Source organism: Burkholderia sp. PvR073 (assembly GCF_054055695.1).
In genome coordinates, this window is the sequence record NZ_JBSRXO010000006.1 from 363,898 (window position 1) to 382,305 (window position 18,408).

Annotated in this window: 19 protein-coding genes and 1 tRNA gene; 11 read left to right on the plus strand and 9 right to left on the minus strand. The window is 66.3% G+C overall.

Going from position 1 to position 18,408, the window contains the following annotated elements; translation table 11 throughout:
- Positions 1–225 precede the first annotated feature (225 nt).
- The 3 genes from ampD to ACVK00_RS20570 are packed head-to-tail and all read right to left on the minus strand — an operon-like array spanning position 226 to position 2,037.
- Positions 226–816 carry a 1,6-anhydro-N-acetylmuramyl-L-alanine amidase AmpD gene (ampD, locus tag ACVK00_RS20560; protein ID WP_175661544.1) on the minus strand — a complete coding sequence of 197 codons (591 nt, stop codon included), beginning with the start codon at positions 814–816 and terminating at the stop codon, positions 226–228.
- Positions 813–1,130 carry a PP0621 family protein gene (locus ACVK00_RS20565; protein ID WP_284894926.1) on the minus strand — a complete coding sequence of 106 codons (318 nt, stop codon included), beginning with the start codon at positions 1,128–1,130 and terminating at the stop codon, positions 813–815. The genes ampD and ACVK00_RS20565 overlap by 4 nt, the downstream gene beginning before the upstream one ends.
- Positions 1,131–1,143: 13 nt before the next feature.
- Positions 1,144–2,037, minus strand: a complete 894-nt coding sequence (locus ACVK00_RS20570; RefSeq protein WP_228906782.1) for a cytochrome C assembly family protein — start codon at positions 2,035–2,037, stop codon at positions 1,144–1,146.
- 89 nt (positions 2,038–2,126) lie between these two features.
- Here ACVK00_RS20570 and ffh point away from each other — a divergent pair, with 89 nt between their 5' ends.
- Both ffh and ACVK00_RS20580 read left to right on the plus strand, forming a co-directional pair.
- Positions 2,127–3,494, plus strand: a complete 1,368-nt coding sequence (ffh, locus tag ACVK00_RS20575; protein WP_006752240.1) for a signal recognition particle protein — start codon at positions 2,127–2,129, stop codon at positions 3,492–3,494.
- A gap of 94 nt (positions 3,495–3,588) precedes the next feature.
- Positions 3,589–4,140 (plus strand): hypoxanthine-guanine phosphoribosyltransferase, encoded by a 552-nt coding sequence (locus ACVK00_RS20580; protein ID WP_228906774.1) that lies wholly within the window; start codon positions 3,589–3,591, stop codon positions 4,138–4,140.
- Between the two features lie 79 nt (positions 4,141–4,219).
- On the opposite strand, the gene ACVK00_RS20585 is transcribed toward ACVK00_RS20580, so the two are convergent.
- Positions 4,220–4,822 carry a MarC family protein gene (locus tag ACVK00_RS20585; protein ID WP_006752238.1) on the minus strand — a complete coding sequence of 201 codons (603 nt, stop codon included), beginning with the start codon at positions 4,820–4,822 and terminating at the stop codon, positions 4,220–4,222.
- A gap of 21 nt (positions 4,823–4,843) precedes the next feature.
- Complete coding sequence (locus ACVK00_RS20590) at positions 4,844–6,580, minus strand: proline--tRNA ligase (RefSeq protein WP_284894927.1); 1,737 nt, start codon at positions 6,578–6,580, stop codon at positions 4,844–4,846.
- 218 nt (positions 6,581–6,798) lie between these two features.
- On the opposite strand from ACVK00_RS20590, the gene ACVK00_RS20595 reads away from it, so the two are divergent.
- Together ACVK00_RS20595 and ACVK00_RS20600 are read left to right on the plus strand one after the other, a co-directional pair.
- A complete protein-coding gene (locus tag ACVK00_RS20595) occupies positions 6,799–7,446 on the plus strand; it encodes an RNA pyrophosphohydrolase (protein ID WP_228906770.1) in 648 nt (215 codons plus the stop codon).
- Positions 7,447–7,459: 13 nt separating this feature from the next.
- Entirely contained in the window at positions 7,460–8,068 is a 609-nt protein-coding gene (locus ACVK00_RS20600) for a CNP1-like family protein (protein ID WP_228906768.1), read from the plus strand.
- A gap of 104 nt (positions 8,069–8,172) precedes the next feature.
- On the opposite strand, the gene proB is transcribed toward ACVK00_RS20600, so the two are convergent.
- The 4 genes from proB to rplU all read right to left on the minus strand — a co-directional run bounded on the left by proB (position 8,173) and on the right by rplU (position 11,280).
- Positions 8,173–9,291, minus strand: coding sequence for a glutamate 5-kinase (gene proB / locus ACVK00_RS20605; protein ID WP_006752234.1), 1,119 nt, complete (start codon positions 9,289–9,291; stop codon positions 8,173–8,175).
- A gap of 90 nt (positions 9,292–9,381) precedes the next feature.
- On the minus strand, positions 9,382–10,494 hold the full coding sequence (obgE, locus tag ACVK00_RS20610) for a GTPase ObgE (protein ID WP_105786145.1): 1,113 nt from the start codon (positions 10,492–10,494) through the stop codon (positions 9,382–9,384).
- 186 nt (positions 10,495–10,680) lie between these two features.
- Positions 10,681–10,944: a 50S ribosomal protein L27 gene (rpmA, locus tag ACVK00_RS20615; protein ID WP_006476999.1), complete on the minus strand. Its 264-nt coding sequence runs from the start codon at positions 10,942–10,944 to the stop codon at positions 10,681–10,683.
- Positions 10,945–10,968: 24 nt separating this feature from the next.
- Complete coding sequence (gene rplU / locus ACVK00_RS20620) at positions 10,969–11,280, minus strand: 50S ribosomal protein L21 (RefSeq protein ID WP_006025184.1); 312 nt, start codon at positions 11,278–11,280, stop codon at positions 10,969–10,971.
- Positions 11,281–11,490: 210 nt separating this feature from the next.
- Here rplU and ACVK00_RS20625 point away from each other — a divergent pair, with 210 nt between their 5' ends.
- The 7 genes from ACVK00_RS20625 (at position 11,491) to coaE (ending at position 18,369) form a co-directional block, all read left to right on the plus strand.
- Positions 11,491–12,486: a polyprenyl synthetase family protein gene (locus ACVK00_RS20625; RefSeq protein WP_006756837.1), complete on the plus strand. Its 996-nt coding sequence runs from the start codon at positions 11,491–11,493 to the stop codon at positions 12,484–12,486.
- 146 nt (positions 12,487–12,632) lie between these two features.
- Positions 12,633–12,709: transfer RNA gene (locus tag ACVK00_RS20630), tRNA-Pro, on the plus strand.
- 150 nt (positions 12,710–12,859) lie between these two features.
- Positions 12,860–14,149 (plus strand): HlyC/CorC family transporter, encoded by a 1,290-nt coding sequence (locus ACVK00_RS20635; protein WP_228906767.1) that lies wholly within the window; start codon positions 12,860–12,862, stop codon positions 14,147–14,149.
- A gap of 82 nt (positions 14,150–14,231) precedes the next feature.
- Positions 14,232–15,509: a GspE/PulE family protein gene (locus tag ACVK00_RS20640; RefSeq protein WP_228906766.1), complete on the plus strand. Its 1,278-nt coding sequence runs from the start codon at positions 14,232–14,234 to the stop codon at positions 15,507–15,509.
- Positions 15,506–16,720 carry a type II secretion system F family protein gene (locus tag ACVK00_RS20645; protein WP_228906760.1) on the plus strand — a complete coding sequence of 405 codons (1,215 nt, stop codon included), beginning with the start codon at positions 15,506–15,508 and terminating at the stop codon, positions 16,718–16,720. Before ACVK00_RS20640 ends, ACVK00_RS20645 begins: the two co-directional genes overlap by 4 nt.
- A 44-nt stretch (positions 16,721–16,764) precedes the next feature.
- Positions 16,765–17,676, plus strand: a complete 912-nt coding sequence (locus tag ACVK00_RS20650; RefSeq protein WP_284895088.1) for a prepilin peptidase — start codon at positions 16,765–16,767, stop codon at positions 17,674–17,676.
- A gap of 84 nt (positions 17,677–17,760) precedes the next feature.
- Positions 17,761–18,369 carry a dephospho-CoA kinase gene (coaE, locus tag ACVK00_RS20655; protein ID WP_284895090.1) on the plus strand — a complete coding sequence of 203 codons (609 nt, stop codon included), beginning with the start codon at positions 17,761–17,763 and terminating at the stop codon, positions 18,367–18,369.
- The last annotated feature ends 39 nt before the right edge of the window (positions 18,370–18,408 follow it).

Below are 18,408 nucleotides of genomic sequence, written 5' to 3' on the forward strand. Positions count from 1 at the left end.
CCGCCGGCGTTGGCCGCCGGCCGGTGCCGCTCGGGTTTCCCCTGCGACACACACTATATCTAGTACAGAACTGCTCAACTGGCACCAAGTATAGTGGACATTCGGACGAGGTCAAAACGGATAATTTGCGCTGAAGGTATTGACATCACCCCCGCCCCGCGCAGGCGCAGACGTGACAAGGCATTGGTCGGAAAAATTTTTTTCGCGGGCTCGAAAACCCCGCGCTCAGTGCTGACGGAAAGGAAAGTATTCGGCCGAAAAGCCTGCATCGCCTGCGAAGCGTTGCCAATCGAAATGCGGCCCCGGGTCGGTCTTGCGGCCCGGCGCGACGTCGGAATGCCCGGCCACCGCATCGATCGGGTAGCGTGCGGCGAGCGTACGGGCGAGCACGCCGAGCGTCGCGTACTGCGCCGGGTCGAACGGCACGTCGTCCGCGCCCTCGAGCTCGATGCCGATCGAGAAGTCGTTGCAGCGCGGCCGGCCGAAGAACTCCGACGAGCCCGCATGCCATGCGCGTTCGTCGCACGACACGAACTGCACGAGTTCGCCGTCGCGGCGGATCAGGAAGTGCGCGGACACGCGCACGCCGCGCAGGTGGCTCTGGTAATAGGGATGCGCATCGCAATCGAGGCGATTCAGGAACAGCGACTCGATCGCGTCCCCGCCGAACTCGCCGGGCGGCAGGCTGATGTTGTGGACGACGACGAGCGTCGGCACCGCGCCCGCGGGCCGCGCCTCGAAATTCGGCGACGGCGCGTGGCGCGCTTCGCGCACCCAGCCGTGTGCGTCAACCGACAGCAGCGCCGCGTCGCTCATCGCGCGTCGTGGCCGCTCGCGCGTGCGCCGTGGCGCTGCGCATGCTCGGTGCTGCAGAAGTATTCGCCGCCCGCGGCGACGGCGTCGCCCTTCGGCGCATGCACGCCGCATTCGGCGCAGCGCACCATCGGCTCGGGCAGCGAGCGCGTGCCGCCGTTCGGGCGTGCCGCACCCGCGCCGCCATGACTGGCCGCGCCGTCGGCGCCGTCACCACGGCCGGTGCGCGCCTGCGCTTGCTCCTGGGCCTGGCGCAGCTTGCGCGCGAGCCACGAGCCCGCGAAGAAAAGAAGAATCAGGAGAAGAATCTGTCGCATCGGAAACCTGCGTTCAAACCACGGAGCGGTGCAGCAGCACCTCGAAAACGAACCGGCTGCCGACATACGCGAGCAGCAGCGCCGCAAACGACACGAGCACCCAGCGCGCGGCGCCGCGCCCGCGCCAGCCCGACGTCTTGCGGGCGACCAGCAGGCCGCCGAACATCAGCCACGACAGCACCGCGAACACGGTCTTGTGATCGAGCCGCAGCGCGCGTGCATCGACCTGCTCGCTGAACAGGATCCCCGATGCGAGCGTCAGCGTCAGCAGCACGAAGCCGGCGCCGATCAGGCGGAACAGCAGCTTCTCCAGCGTGAGCAACGGCGGCAGCGTTTCGAGCCAGCTCGCCATCCAGCCGGTCGAACCGTCGCGCCCGCCGCTCCTCAGCGACTGCAGGCGCCGCTCGACCATCAGCATCAGGACCGCGTGCAGCGCGGCGATCGCAAAGAGGCCGTATGCGATGTTCGCGATCAGGAAGTGCATCTTGAACAGCGGCGCTGCGGCATAAGGCAGCACCCGCACGCCGCCGAACACGAGCGGCAGCAGCGACGCGCCGCACGCGAGCGGCAGCACCAGCAGGCGCAGGCTGTCGAGCGGGAAGAAGAAGCTCTCGATCCAGTAGATGCCGGCGCCGAGCCAGAACATCGCGGACAGCGCGAACGCGAACCCGAAGATCATCGCGTCGTGCGGGAAGATCGTCATGTGCAGCAGCACGCCGTGCGCGACGAGCGCCGCGAACAGCAGCCCGCGGCCGGCCGCGCTCATCCCCGACGCGGCGGACGCCGGAACCGGCACGGCCGGCACGCTCGCGACGAGCGGCGCCGCACCCTGGCGGTGCGTGCGCCAGCCTGCGACGGCGAGGCCGCCGTACAGGAATGCGGTGAGGGCATACAGTACAATATCCATGTTCGAAGTTTACACTAGGCCCCCTCCCCGCGACGGCTCCCTTTGTTCGGTTCCGTTGCGCCTTCGGGCCCCACTGTCCATCGCTCCCCATGCTCGACAATCTCACTCAACGGATGGCACGCGTCGTCAAGACGCTGCGCGGCGAGGCCCGGCTTACCGAGGCGAACACCCAGGAAATGCTCCGCGAGGTGCGTCTCGCGCTGCTCGAGGCCGACGTCGCGTTGCCCGTCGTCCGCGAATTCATCGCCAAGGTCAAGGAAAAGGCGCTCGGCGAGGAAGTGATCAGCAGCCTGTCGCCGGGTCAGGCGCTCGTCGGCGTGGTCCAGAAGGAACTGACCGCCGTGATCGGCGGCGACTACGAAGGCAAGGCCGCCGAGCTGAACCTCGCGGTCACGCCGCCCGCCGTGATCCTGATGGCGGGCCTGCAGGGTGCCGGCAAGACCACGACCGTCGGCAAGCTCGCGAAGCTGCTGCGCGAGAAGCACAAGAAAAAGGTGCTGACGGTCTCGTGCGACGTGTATCGCCCGGCCGCCATCATGCAGTTGAAAACGGTGAGCGAACAGGTCGGCGCCGACTTCTTCCCGTCCACACCGGATCAGAAGCCCGTCGACATCGCGGTCGCGGCCGTCGACTGGGCAAAGCGCCACTACCATGACGTGCTGATCGTCGATACGGCCGGTCGCCTCGGTATCGACGAGGCGATGATGCAGGAAATCGCCGCGCTGCACGGCACGCTGAAGCCGGCTGAAACGCTGTTCGTCGTCGACGCGATGCTCGGCCAGGACGCGGTCAACACCGCGAAGGCGTTCAACGACACGCTGCCGCTCACCGGCGTCGTGCTGACCAAGCTCGACGGCGATTCGCGCGGCGGTGCCGCGCTGTCGGTGCGCCACATCACGGGCAAGCCGATCAAGTTCGTCGGTGTCGCCGAAAAGCTCGACGGCCTCGAGGTGTTCCACCCGGATCGCATGGCGAACCGGATCCTCGGCATGGGCGACATCCTCGCGCTCGTCGAGGAAGCGCAGCGCGGCGTCGACGTGCAGGCCGCGCAGAAGCTCGCCGACAAGGTGAAGAAAGGCGGCGACTTCGACCTGAACGATTTCCGCGCGCAGATCTCGCAGATGAAGAACATGGGTGGCCTGTCGTCGCTGATGGACAAGCTGCCGGCGCAATTCCAGCAGGCGGCGGCCGGTGCCGACATGGGCCAGGCCGAGAAGTCGATCCGCCGGATGGAAGGCATCATCAGCTCGATGACGCCCGCCGAGCGCGCCAAACCCGAAATCATCAAGGCGACGCGCAAGCGCCGCATTGCAGCCGGCGCGGGCGTGCCGGTGCAGGAAGTCAACCGGATGCTGAACCAGTACGACCAGATGCGTACGATGATGAAGAAGCTGAAGGGCGGCAACATGCAGAAGATGATGCGCGGCCTGAAGGGCATGATGCCCGGCATGCGCTGATTCCGCCCGTCGGCCGGCGCGCGGGTTTTTGCTGTAGCGCGCGCCGTCCGTTCTGCTTCATTCTTATTTGTATACCGACTGCTCGCCAGAACACATGAACCGCGAAGAAGCCCTCCACATTTTCGACCACTCCGAAGAGATCGTCTCGGCTGACGCCGTCAACGCCTCGATCTCCAGAATGGCCGACGCGATCCGCGCCGAGATCGGCGACGCGTTCCCGCTCGTTCTTTCGGTGATGGGCGGCGCCGCGGTGTTTACCGGGATGCTGCTGCCGCATCTCGATTTCCCGCTGGAATTCGACTACATCCACTTGACCCGCTACCGCAACACGACGCAGGGCAGCCCGGAGATGCACTGGCGCGTCGCGCCGCGCGAATCGGTGAAGGACCGGATCGTGCTCGTGCTCGACGACATCCTCGACGAAGGCGAGACGATGGCCGCGATCCGCGACCGCATCCTCGACATGGGCGCGAAGCGCTTCATGTCCGCCGTGCTGTGCGAGAAGACGCTCGCGAAGACGAAACCGCTGCATCCCGACTTCTGCGGCTTCCCGGTGCCGGACCGCTACGTGTTCGGCTGCGGGATGGACGCCAAGGGTTACTGGCGCAACCTGCCGACGATCCGCGCGCTGACCGCGAACGTCTGACCGCCCTGCCCGCCTTAAAGAAAAGCGGCGCTCCGGTTTCCCGGAGCGCCGTTTTTTTTCGTCGGCCGCGCCACCCGTGCTACAGCTGGTGCACGAACGCCCGGACGCCGGCCAGCAGCATCTCGACCGAGATCGCGACGAGCACGAGGCCCATCAGCCGCTCGAACGCCGCGACGGTCCGCTCGCCGAGCCACTGCTGGATCCGTTCGGCCAGCACCAGCGTGATCGCGCAGACGATCATCGTGACCGTCAGCGCGCCGACCCACTCGAACATCTTGCCCGGCGCCTGCGACGTCAGCAGCATCACCGTCGCGAGCGCGGACGGCCCGGCGAGCGCGGGAATCGCGAGCGGCACGATGAAGGGTTCGCCGCCCGCGCGCGGATCGCTGCCGAGCGCGCCGTCCGGATGCGGGAAGATCATCCGCAGCGCGATCAGGAACAGCACGATCCCGCCGCCGAGCCGCAGCGACAGGTCGGTGAGGTTCATCATCCGCAGGAAGCGGTCGCCGACCACCATGAAGAACAGCAGGATCACGAACGCGATCCCCACCTCGCGCAGGATCAGCTTCACGCGCCGCTCGCGCGGCACGTCCCGCATCGCCGTGATGAACAGCGGGATGTTGCCGAGCGGATCCGTAATCAGCACGAGGAGCACGGTGGCCGACAGGAAGGTGTATTCCACCGTGTCCCCCGGTCGCAGCGCTTAGTGCGCGAGCGCGGCGCGGATCTTCTCCGTCACCGTCGCCGCAGCCTCGTCCGCCGGCAGCAGCGTCGCCTCGGCGTCGCGGCGGCCCTGGTACTCGATCTTGCCTTCCTTCAGACCGCGCTCGCCGATCACCAGGCGATGCGGCACGCCGATCAGTTCCCAGTCGGCGAACATCACGCCCGGGCGCTCGCCGCGATCGTCGAGGATCACGTCGATGCCGGCGGCGACCAGTTCCGCGTACAGCTTGTCGGCGGCCTCGCGGACCATGTCGCTGCGATCGTAGCCCATCGGGCACAGCACGACCTCGAACGGCGCGATCGACTCGGGCCAGATGATGCCGCGGTCGTCGAAGTTCTGTTCGATCGCCGCACCGAGAATCCGCGTGACGCCGACGCCGTAGCAGCCCATCAGCATCGGCTGCGGCTTGCCCGATTCATCGAGGAACGTCGCGCCCATCGCTTCCGAATACTTGGTACCGAGCTGGAACACGTGACCGACTTCGATGCCGCGGCAGATGTCGATCGTGCCCTTGCCGTCCGGCGACGGATCGCCCTTCTTCACGTCGCGCACATCGGCGACTTCCGGTTCCGGCAGGTCGCGGCCCCAGTTCACGCCCGCGATGTGATAGTCGACCTCGTTCGCGCCGACGACGAAGTCGCTCATGTTCGCGACCGTGCGATCGGCGATCACCTTCACCGGCTTCTTCGTGCCGACCGGGCCGAGATAGCCCGGCGGCGTGCCGAACCAGTCGACGATTTCCTGCTCGGTCGCGAAGCGGTGGTTCTTCAGCCCCGGCAGCTTCGACACCTTGATTTCGTTCAGATCGTGGTCGCCGCGCAGCATCACGAGCCAGATGGTCGGCTCGGCGCCTTCGTTCTCGGTGGCGAGCACGATCGACTTGATCGTGCGCTCGAGCGGGATCGCCAGCAGTTCGGCGACCGCTTCGCACTTCGCCTTGCCGGGCGTCGCGACCTTCTCCATCGCTTCGGCCGGCGCAGCACGCTCGGCGATCAACGGCAGCGCCTCGGCCGCTTCGATGTTCGCCGCGAAGTCGGACGTCGGGCAATAGGCGATCGCGTCCTCACCGGTATCGGCGATCACGTGGAACTCGTGCGAGAAGTTGCCGCCGATCGAGCCGCTGTCGGCCGCGACCGCGCGGAACTCGAGGCCGAGGCGCGTGAAGATGCGAACGTACGCGTCGTACATCTTGCGATACGACTCGTTCAGGCCGGCCGTGTCCTTGTCGAACGAATACGCGTCCTTCATGAGGAATTCGCGGCCGCGCATCACGCCGAAGCGCGGACGGATCTCGTCGCGGAACTTCGTCTGGATCTGGTAGAAGTTCACCGGCATCTGCCGGTAGCTCTTGATCTGGTTGCGCGCGATGTCGGTGATCACTTCCTCGTGCGTCGGCCCGATCACGAAGTCGTTGTCCTTGCGGTCCTTGAAGCGCAGCAGCTCGGGGCCGTACTGTTCCCAGCGGCCCGACTCCTGCCACAGCTCGGCCGGCTGCACGGCCGGCATCAGCAGCTCGATGGCGCCTGCCCGGTTCATTTCCTCGCGCACGATCGCCTCGACCTTGCGAATCGAACGCAGGCCGACCGGCAGGTAGTTATAGATGCCGCCGGCGACACGACGGATCATGCCGGCGCGCACCATCAGCTTGTGGCTGACGATCTCTGCGTCGGCCGGTGCTTCTTTGAGGGTGCCGATAAAGAAACGGGAAGCTTTCATGCGGACGGTTCCAAATACGGCGCCCCCAGGCGGGGCGCCCGAAAAAGTTTCAAGGTGAAAAAGCTGCGCGCGACGAACGACGATGGCGCAGATGACGTAGCAGACAAATCAGGGACAATTCAGTCGCCGTACCCCGCGCGGATTCGCTCCGTCACGGTGCGCAGCGCCCGTTATCTGTTTATAATCAAAGCAATTTTAAAGGATTCGAAGGTGGTTGTATGCTGGATCGTGAAGGCTTTCGCCCGAACGTCGGCATCATCCTCTTGAACGCGCGCAACGAGGTGTTTTGGGGCAAGCGGCTCCGCGAGCATTCCTGGCAGTTTCCTCAAGGTGGGATCAAGTACGGCGAGACCCCCATGCAGGCGATGTACCGGGAGCTGCACGAGGAAACCGGCCTGCACCCGGAACACGTCAAGATAATCGGCCGCACCCGCGACTGGTTGCGTTACGAGGTGCCTGACAAGTTCATCAAACGCGAAGTACGCGGCCATTACCGCGGCCAGAAGCAGATCTGGTTCCTGCTGCGGATGGTCGGACGCGATTGCGATATTTGCTTGCGCGCGACCGATCACCCGGAGTTCGATGCGTGGCGCTGGAACGAGTACTGGGTGCCACTCGATGCGGTGATCGAGTTCAAGCGGGATGTCTATCAGTTGGCGCTGACGGAACTGTCGCGCTTCCTGCGCCGCCCGGCGCAGCGAGCCGACAAGCCGCAGGGGCCGCGCCTGTCGCGCTATCCGCGCGTCATCGGCGCGCAGTCCCAGCAGACGCTGACGATTGTCGACACATCGGTAGTCTGTTCGGAGATCGAAGTGGAGGCGAGCACGCTCGATGAGATGCCGCCCCGCGTGATCGTCGGCAAATGACGAGTCGGACTGCATGACCGGGCGCGACCTTGGTGTCGCGCCCTTTTTTTACGAGGAATGCATATTGAAAGCGATTGCTCTCGCGCTCGCATCGGTTGTCGCGGCGGCCACGCTGGCCGGTTGCGCCAATTCGAAAGCGCCGTCCAACAAGGACGACAGCGAGTTCGTCTATCTGCTCGACCGTAAGGGTGAGTGGAAGGAAAACCCGGTCGAGACGCTGCCGCCGCTGCCGCAAGCGGGCGACCTGCTGCCGTTCACCGTGTCGCAGAACACGCCGCTCAAGTTCTTCGTCGATGCGAAGTCGCTCGCGGTCGGCACCGACGGCATCGTGCGCTACGCGGTCGTCATCACGAGCCCGGCCGGTGCGCGCAACGTGAACTATGAAGGCATCCGCTGCGACACCTACGAATGGCGTCAGTATGCGGGCCTGAATTCGGATCACGACGGCTGGGATCGCACGGTGGAGAACGACTGGCGTCGCATCGAGAACGGCGAACTGAATTCGTATCACTCGGCGCTGTACCAGGACTACTTCTGCTCGAACAAGATGCCGCAGGGCACGACTCACCAGATCATCGAGAACATCAAGTTCCATCGTACCGCGATGAGCCAGCTGCGCTGACGGCGCAACGCAGGCCGCCTGGCCGGTCCTGCTCCGCCCCGTCACAACGAAAAAGCCCGCGCAATGCGGGCTTTTTTACTGTCTCGCGACGCCGGGCCGAACGGTTACACGAGCACGAGGTTGTCGCGGTGAATCAGCTCCGGCTCCAGCATGTAGCCAAGCACCGTCTCGATCTCGCCGCTCGGCTTGCGATGAATCAGCTTCGTTTCCGCGCTGCTGTAATTAGTGAGGCCGCGCGCCACTTCACGCCCGTCGGGGCCGACGCACGCGATCACCTCGCCGCGCGCGAACGCGCCCTGCACGCCGATCACGCCGATCGGCAGCAGGCTCTTGCCGCCGGCCGTCAGCTTCTCGACCGCGCCCGCATCGATCACGACGTGCCCGCGCACCTGCAGGTGATCGGCCATCCATTGCTTGCGCGCGGCCATCCGCGCGGTGCGCGCGATCAGCTGCGTGCCGATCGCCTCACCGGCCGCGAGCCGCACCAGCACGTCGGTTTCGCGGCCGCTCGCAATCACGGTGTTCGCGCCGCTATGCGCCGCGCGCTTCGCCGCGAGGATCTTCGTCAGCATCCCGCCGCGGCCGAGGCTCGAGCCTGCGCCACCCGCCATCGCCTCGAGGTCCGGCGCGCCCGCGCTGGCTTCCGCGACGAGCGTCGCGTTCGGATCCTTGCGCGGATCGGCAGTGAACAGCCCCGACTGGTCGGTCAGGATGATCAGCGCATCGCCTTCGATCAGGTTCGCGACGAGCGCGCCGAGCGTGTCGTTGTCGCCGAACTTGATTTCGTCGGTGACGACCGTGTCGTTCTCGTTGATGATCGGCACGACGCCGAGCCGCAGCAGCGTCAGCAGCGTCGAGCGCGCATTCAGGTAGCGTTCGCGATCCGCGAGGTCGGCGTGCGTGAGCAGGATCTGTGCGGTGCGGATGTCGTGCTCGGTAAAGCGGCTTTCATAGACTTGCGCGAGCCCCATCTGGCCGACCGCGGCGGCAGCCTGCAGCTCGTCGATCTCGCGCGGACGCTTGCTCCAGCCGAGCCGCTGCATCCCTTCGGCAATCGCACCCGAACTGACGAGCACCACTTCCTTGCCCTGTGCGCGCAGCGCGGCGATCTGGGCCGCCCAGCGGCCGATTGCAGCATGATCGAGCCCCTTGCCGTCGTTGGTCACGAGGCTCGAGCCCACCTTCACCACCAATCGCTTCGAATCCGCGATGATCGAACGCATCGTGCGCCGTCTCCTGTATCTGATGCCTGCCCGGCCGGGCGCGATTGAATTCCGGCACCGGGCGCGATGCCCGGTGCGTTTCGGGTCCGCTCAGGCGTCGTCGCCGGGCGTCGCACCGCCATCGGCGGGCGGCGCATCGCGGAACCGCACGTCCGTGGCCAGATCTTCCTCTTCCGCCGCGCGATGCGCGTCCGAATGCTCGGCGAGGTAATCGTAGATCGCGTAGCACAGCGCTTCGCAGCCCTGGCCCGTCAGCGCCGAAATCTCGAACACCGGGCCGTCCCAGTCGAAACGGGCGAGGAAATCGGCGACGCGCGCCTCACGCTCGTCTTCCGGCACCATGTCGAGCTTGTTGAGGACGAGCCAGCGCGGCTTCTCGTAGAGCGCCTCGTCGTACTTGCGCAGTTCGCCGACGATCGCCTTCGCTTCCGCGACCGGGTCGACGTTTTCGTCGAACGGGGCCAAATCGACGAGATGCAGCAGCACGCCCGTGCGCTGCAGATGTCGCAGGAACTGGTGGCCGAGGCCCGCGCCTTCGGCAGCGCCTTCGATCAGCCCCGGGATATCGGCGATCACGAAGCTCTTGCTCGGGCCGACCCGCACGACGCCGAGGTTCGGCGCGAGCGTCGTAAACGGATAGTCGGCGATCTTCGGCTTCGCGTTCGACACCGACGAGATGAAGGTCGACTTGCCGGCGTTCGGCATGCCGAGCAGCCCGACGTCGGCGAGCACCTTCAGCTCGAGCCGCAGCATGCGCCGTTCGCCGGGCTTGCCGTCGGTCTTCTGGCGCGGCGCACGGTTCGTGCTCGACTTGAAATGCAGGTTGCCGAGACCGCCGGCGCCGCCGTTCGCAAGCATCACCTGCTGGCCGTGTTCGGTCAGGTCGGCGATCAGCTCGCCGGTATCCATGTCGGTCACGACCGTGCCGACCGGCATGCGCAGCGTGACGTCGTCACCGCCCTTGCCGTAGCAATCCGAGCCGCGACCGTTTTCGCCGTTGCGCGCCAGGTGCTTCTTCGCGTAACGGTAGTCGATCAGCGTGTTGATGTTGCGGTCGGCGATCGCGTAGACGTTGCCGCCCCGGCCGCCGTCGCCGCCGTCCGGCCCGCCGAACGGAACGAACTTCTCGCGGCGCATCGACGCGCTCCCATCACCTCCGTCGCCGGCGATGACTTCGATTCGTGCTTCGTCAATGAACTTCATTCGTTACTCCGACCAGTATTTCCGCTATTGTGCCGCGCGCCGGCACGCTTGAACAATCTGCCGTTCGGCCGATTGTCCGCCGTTTCGCGACAGCCGCCAGCGCGCACATGCGCCCGGCGGCCAAATAAAAAAAGGCCCCGCGAAGACTGCGGGGCCTTTCGGCTACGAAGCCCGTGGGTGCCTAACTTAGGCAGCCGCCGGGACAACGATGACCAGATGCTTCTTGTCCGCGCCCTTGGTCGCGAACTTGACGTGACCGTCGACCAGCGCGAACAGGGTGTGATCCTTGCCCATGCCGACGTTCTCGCCAGCGTGCATGCGCGTACCGCGCTGACGCACGATGATGCCGCCAGCGTTGATCGCCTGGCCGCCGTACACTTTCACGCCGAGACGTTTCGACTCGGAGTCGCGGCCGTTCCGGGAAGAGCCGCCTGCCTTTTTGTGTGCCATCTGATTGCTCCTTTACCGAGGCGCTTACGCGTTGATCGCGTCGATGCGCAGCTCAGTGTAGTTCTGGCGGTGGCCGCCGTGCTTTTGGTAGTGCTTCCGGCGACGCATCTTGAAGATGGTGACCTTGGCATGACGACCGTGCGACACAACGGTGGCCTTGACGGAAGCCCCACTGACCAGCGGCGTACCGAACTTAATCGATTCGCCTTCGCCCACTGCGAGAACCTGGTCGAGCGTGATTTCAGCGTCAATGTCAGCCGGTATCTGTTCTACTTTGAGTTTTTCGCCAACGGCAACCTTGTACTGCTTGCCGCCGGTTTTTATGACCGCGTACATTGAGAACCTCACTCTGGATCCAAATTTTCCGCACACCACGCGCGGAAAACACGTGATTATACATGGGGTTAGCGCCCAAGTCAAAGCCGATCCGCGATTGCCGCGCGCAGGCCCTTGCCGGACGGCCAAAATCACGGTGCAGGCGCGTCCGACAGACCGGCATATCGCGGATTGGACTTATAATCCGCCGCATCACCCATTTCGATCATCATGTCGTCGTCCACCGCCTCCCCCACCCTCAGCGCCGCCCACCTGCTCGCCCCGATCACAAGCGACATGGAGCAGGTGAATCGCGTTATCCGGCAAAGCCTCGCGTCCGACGTGCTGCTGATCAACCAGATCGCCGAGTACATCATCGGCGCGGGCGGCAAGCGGCTGCGTCCGGCCCTGCTGTTGCTCGTCGCCGGCGCGCTCGGCGAGACGTCGCACCAGCGGCACGTGCTGGCCGCCGTCGTCGAGTTCATCCACACGGCCACGCTGCTGCATGACGACGTCGTCGACGAATCCGAGCTGCGGCGCGGCCGCCAGACGGCCAACGCGCTGTTCGGCAACGCGGCAAGCGTGCTGGTGGGCGACTACCTGTATTCGCGCTCGTTCGAGATGATGGTCGGCGTCGGCAAGATGCGCGTGATGGAAATCCTGTCGGAAGCGACGACGATCATTTCCGAAGGCGAAGTGCTGCAGCTGCTGAACATGCACGACGCGGACGTCGACGAGACGCGCTACATGCAGGTGATCCGTTACAAGACGGCGAAGCTGTTCGAAGCATCGGCCCGCCTCGGCGCGGTGCTCGCGGGCGCCGATGCGCCGACCGAAGCCGCCGCGGCCGAATATGGCCGCCGGATCGGCACCGCGTTCCAGATCATGGACGACTGGCTCGACTACGCGGGCACGGCCGAAGCGATGGGCAAGAACGCCGGCGACGACCTGCGCGAAGGCAAGCCGACGCTGCCGCTCATCTATCTGATCGAACGCGGCACGCCCGAACAGTCGGCGCTCGCACGCGAGGCGATCGAACAAGGCGGCACCGATCGCTTCGACACGATTTTCGACGCGATCACGCGTTCGGGCGCGCTCGACCATACGCTCGAATGCGCGCGCCAGGAAGCACAGGCCGCTGCCGCCGCGATCACTGCGTTCCCGGATTCGATCTACAAGGAAAGCCTGCTCGGGTTGTGCTCGTACTCGACGTCGCGGCAGTCATAAGCGCGAGGAAAACACGAGGCGATATCCGGTCTCGAAAAATTTCTGCGCCAAGGTATTCCCTTTTCGAAAAAACATCGCTATAGTTATGTTCTTGCTCGACGACGCAGCGGTCTTGAAGAAGACGGCGAAGTCGGAAGAGTCCAAATCGGGGTGTAGCTTAGCCTGGTAGAGCGCTACGTTCGGGACGTAGAGGCCGGAGGTTCGAATCCTCTCACCCCGACCAGATTTAAAAAAACCGTGCACCGTGTGCACGGTTTTTTTTTGCCTGCTTTTTGCCTGGTCGCGCGGGCCCTCGTGCCGCGCACGACACATCACGGCCGCCGGCCTCTGCTATATTCCCTCCATCCCTGTCCTTCACTGCCCTTTCTGACGCGTGGACCAAATTCCCTTATGGGCGCAAATCGGCGCCGTCTTCCTGCTTCTCCTCTGCTCCAGCTTCTTTTCCATTTCCGAGACCGCGATGATGGCGCTCAACCGTCATCGGCTGAAGCATCTCGCCGGCCAGGGCGTGCTCGGCGCGAAAACCACGCAGGGTCTGCTCACGCGCACCGACCTGCTGCTCAGCGTGATCCTGATCGGCAACAACCTGTTCAACACGATCATCCCGGTCCTGACGACGTCGCTCGCGCTGCACACGTTCGGCCGTAACAACCTCGCGCTGTCGATCGCGACCGGCATCGTCGCGTTCCTGATCATCGTGTTCGCGGAAATCGCGCCGAAGATCGTCGGCGCGACCTTTCCCGAGCGCATCGCGCTGCCCGCCAGTCTCGTGATCGCGCCGCTGATGCGCGTGTTCAAGCCGGTCGTCTGGTTCGTCAACGCGCTGGCGAACGGCGTGCTCTGGGTGCTGCGCATCAATACGAAGAAGGGCCGCGACCAGCGGATGTCGGCCGACGAATTGCGTGCGATCGTGCTCGAGTCGAGCAGCTTCATGCCGACCAAGCACCGCAGCATCCTGCTCAACCTGTTCGACCTCGAGAACATCACGGTCGACGACGTGATGGTGCCGCGCCGCCAGATCGAGTCGCTCAACTTCTACGCGCCGCTCGACGACATCCTGCATCAACTCGAGACCTGCTATCACAACCGTCTGGTCGTCTATGAAGGCGACATCGACAAGGTGCTCGGCGTGCTGCATGTGCGCAAGACGCTCACCGCGCTGCACAACCAGGATTTCGACCGCGAAACGTTGCGCACGCTGCTCGCCGAGCCGTACTACGTGCCGTCGGGCACGCCGGTCGTCCAGCAGCTCCAGTATTTCCAGGAAAGCCGGGCGCGCACCGCGCTCGTCGTCAACGAGTACGGCGAACTCGAGGGGCTCGTCACGCCCGAGGACATCATCGAGGAACTGATCGGCGAATTCACGACGTCGATGCCGCGCGGCGAACGCGCGGGCGGCTGGGACGACAACGGCGAATGCATCGTCGCCGCCAGGATGCCGCTGCGCGAACTGAACCGCTGGCTGCACCTGCAACTGCCGACCGACGGGCCGAAGACGCTGAACGGCCTGATCCTCGAGATCCTCGAGGAAATTCCCGACGGCGACGTATGCCTGAAAATCCGCGACGTGATGCTCGAAGTCATGCGCAGCGACGACCAGGCCGTGCGCACCGTCAAGCTCTTCAAGCCGCGCAGCACGCGCGCACGCGCCGCCGCGCGCTAGCCGAACGGCCGACTGTCGGCACCGCTCGCGATACGCGACCATTGGCTGGTCACGATCAACAGGCGGCCGAGCGCCGGCTCACATGCACTTCCCACCTCCCGGGGCGCCGCTGCGCACGCAGCGGCCACCTGCCTCCATCGACGCATCGCCCGCCGACCCGCCCCATTCGCTCGATGCGGCGCAACTCGACGACTCGCCCGCCGTACGGCTGCTGACTGACACGCTTCACGCCGCCCGCGTGCGCGACGCGTCCGACATCCACGTCGAACCCTTCGAAGCAGGCTGGCGCCTTCGCCTGCGCATCGACGGCGTCCTGCATGAACACGCGCGACCGCCCGTCCATCTGCGCGACGCGCTCGTGACGCGGATCAAGGTGCTCGCACGCATGGACATCGCCGAGCGCCGGCTGCCGCAGGACGGCCGGCTGCGCATCACGGTCGACGGAGGGTTGCGAGGCGATTACCGGGTCAGTTCGCTGCCCACGCTGTTCGGCGAGAAACTCGTGTTGCGCCGCCTCGAAACGCTGCCGCCCGACCTCACGCTCGCGCGCCTCGGCTTCGACGCGCGGCAGGCCGCGGCAATGGAGGCCGCGATCCGCGCGCCGCACGGTCTCGTGCTCGTCACCGGTCCGACCGGCAGCGGCAAGACGCTGTCGCTCTATTGCGCGCTGCAGATGCTCGATCGCGACGCGCACAACGTATGCACCGTCGAGGATCCGGCCGAGATTCAGCTCGACGGCATCAACCAGGTCGGCGTGGCGGAGAAAGCCGGGCTGACCTTCGCCACGGCGCTGCGCGCGCTGCTGCGGCAGGATCCGGACGTCATCATGGTCGGCGAGATTCGCGATGCGGAGACGGCCGACGTTGCGATCAAGGCCGCGCAGACCGGGCACCTCGTGCTGTCGACGCTGCATACGAACGACGCGCCGGCCGCGGTCGCGCGACTGCTCGATATCGGCGTCGCGCCGTACAACCTGGCGGCCGCATTGCGCCTCGTCACCGCACAACGGCTCGTCCGGCGTCTGTGCGTGAGCTGCCGCGCGCGTTCGGACGCGCCGGCACACGCGCTGCGCGACGCGGGCTGCGATTCGGCGGCACTGGCATCCGGATGGCGCCCGTTCGTCGCACGCGGCTGTGCCGCCTGTCACGGTATCGGTTATCGAGGCCGGATCGGCCTGCATCAGACGATGCCGGTTTCACCGGAGATGGCCGAACGCATCGTCGCGCGCGCAAGCGTCGGAGCGCTCACGCAATGCGCGGCGGCCGAAGGCGTGCGCAGTCTGCGTGACGCGGCACTCGTGCACGTTCGCGACGGCACGACGAGCGTCGCGGAAGCCCTGGCCGCGACGCCTGACGCATGATCGCAATGCATGCACCGCCTCACGAAACCCGCTTCGCGTGGCGCGGCCGTCGTCGCGACGGCACGCCGTGCCGCGGGAACGTCATCGCATTCGATGCAGCCGCCGCACGTGCGACGCTCGCGCGCGACGGCGTCGCGGTGCTGTCGCTCGACATCCGCGGCACGGCCCGGCCACCGGCGGCCGGCGCACGCGAGGTCACGCGCTTCACCCGTCAGCTCGCGAGCCTGCTGCAAGCCGGACTGCCGCTCGCACCGTCGCTCGAGATGCTTGCCCGCACCCGTACGCGCGACGGGCTCCCGCGCATCGCCGCAGGTCTCGCACGCGAGATCGTCGGCGGCCAGCGCTTCGCCGCCGCGCTGGCACGCTATCCGTCCCAGTTCGGCACGCTGTATCGCCAGTTGATCGAGGTGGGCGAAGCATCGGGTGCGCTCGGCACCGTGCTGACCCGCGTCGCGGAGCACCGCGAACGCGCCGACGCGCAATGGCGCAAGCTGTGTGCCGCGCTCGCCTACCCGGTCGCCGTCATCGTGTTCGCGCTCGCGATCTCGGCCGCGCTGATGGTGTGGGTCGTGCCAACGTTCCGGCAGATCTTCGAGGGCTTTGGCGCAGCACTGCCGGCGCCGACCCGCGCCCTGCTCGCCCTGTCCTCCGCGACATCGGCCTGGGGCGGCACGTTCGTCGCCGGCGCCGCGGTGGCGGGGCTCGCCGCACGCCACGCGCTGCGGCGCTCGCCGTCGCTGCGCTACACGGCCGCGCGGCACGTACTGAATGCGCCGTTGGTCGGCAGCGCGCTCACGCGGTTCGCGGCCGCGCGCTGGTGCCGCTCGCTTGCCACGCTGCTCGGTGCCGGCGTACCGCTCGCCGATGCATTCGCCACGCTCGAACGCACGGCCGGCCACCCGGTGTTCGAGCAGGCCACCGCGCAAATCGCGGCGCGCGTGCTGCGCGGCGCGCGTCTTGCCGATGCGATGCACGCGGCGGGCTGCTTCCCGGACGACGTGGTACAGCCAATCGCCGTCGCCGAGGAAACCGGCGCACTCGACACGATGCTCGCCGACATCGCCGCGCTCTGCGAGCGTCAGCTCGACGCGCGTCTCGATGCGCTCACCGCACTCGGCGAGCCGCTGATCGTGATCGTGCTGGGTGCACTCGTCGGCGGCCTCGTGATCGCGATGTATCTGCCCATCCTTCAGCTGGGCAACGTGGTGTAGCATCGCAACCGATTCTGTCGCCTTTCAAGCCCGAACCCGAGCCCATGACGCCCGCGCCCCTGACCACCGTTTTCGATTCTCCCGACAGCACGTTGCTCGCGCTGGCGATGCTGCCGCCCGCGGTGCAATATGCATTCGCCGTCGTGCTCGGGCTGTGCGTCGGCAGCTTCGTCAACGTCGTCGTGCACCGGATCCCGGTGATGATGCAGCGCGCATGGCAGGCCGAAATCGCCGAAGCGACCGGCAGCGCAAGCGCCGCGCCGGACGACGGCTATCCGCCGCACTACGATCTGTGGCGCCCGCGCAGCGCATGTCCGCACTGCGGCCACGTGCTACGCGCGTGGGAAAACATCCCGCTCGTCAGCTACCTGATGTTGCGCGGTCGCTGCCGCCAGTGCGGCCATGCGATCGGCGTGCGCTATCCGCTCGTCGAGCTCGCCGGTGCGCTGCTCGCCGCCGGGTCGCTCGCCGCGTTCGGCCCTACCGCCGCCGCACTCGCCGCGTTCGGGCTCTGCGCCGCGCTGCTGGCGATGAGCGCTATCGACATCCGGACCGGCTACCTTCCCGATTCGATGACGCTGCCGCTGCTGTGGGCAGGGCTCGCACTGAATCTCGGCGGCACGTTCACGTCGCTGCGTTCGGCCGTGGTCGGTGCGATGGCCGGCTACCTGTTCCTGTGGTCGATCTACTGGCTGTTCAAATGGTTGCGCGGCATCGAGGGCATCGGCTTCGGCGACCTGAAGCTGCTCGCCGCGCTCGGCGCATGGATGGGCTGGGCCGCGCTGCCGCAGGTCGTGCTGTTCGCCGCGGTGACGGGCGCGATCGTCGGGCTCGTCGCGACCTGGCGCGGGCGCATGCGCTTCGAGGAGCCGATTCCGTTCGGCCCGTTCCTCGCCGCAGGCGGCGTCGCGACGCTGTTTTTAGGCACCCCTTTCTATTTGGCGCTCGGCGGCTGACATGACGCACCGCCACCGTCCGCCTTGTTCGCTGCGTCGCGGGGAGGAGACTCGTTTCCTCGTGGCGGCCCGGCGGAGGCTCACATGTTTGCAATAGGACTCACCGGCGGCATCGGCAGCGGCAAGACGACCGTCGCCGACATGTTCGCCGCACGCGGCGCATCGCTCGTCGATACCGACCTGATCGCGCACCGCATCACCGCACCCGCCGGTCTCGCGATGCCGGCGATCGAACACGCATTCGGACCGGACTTCGTCGCGGCCGACGGCTCGCTCGATCGCGCGAAGATGCGCGCACTGATTTTCAGCGACGACGACGCACGCCGGCGCCTCGAAGCGATCACGCATCCGCTGATCCGCGCGGAGACCGATCGCGAGGCCCGTGAAGCGCGGGGCCCGTACGTGATGTTCGTCGTACCGCTGCTCGTGGAGTCAGGTAACTGGAAGGCGCGCAGCGATCGTGTGCTGGTCGTCGACTGTCCGGTCGAAACACAGATCGCACGTGTGATGCGGCGCAATGGTTTCACGCGCGAACAGGTCGAAGCGATCATCGCAAGACAGGCGACGCGTGAAGCGCGTCTCGCGGCGGCCGACGACGTGATCGTCAACGATGCGACGGCGCCCGATATGCTTGCCGCGCAGGTCGATGCACTGCACCAACGCTATCTTGGATTCGCGGCCGCCGCGCACTGACCGCCGCACGCGATCGTGATGGTGTACGAAATTGGCGCG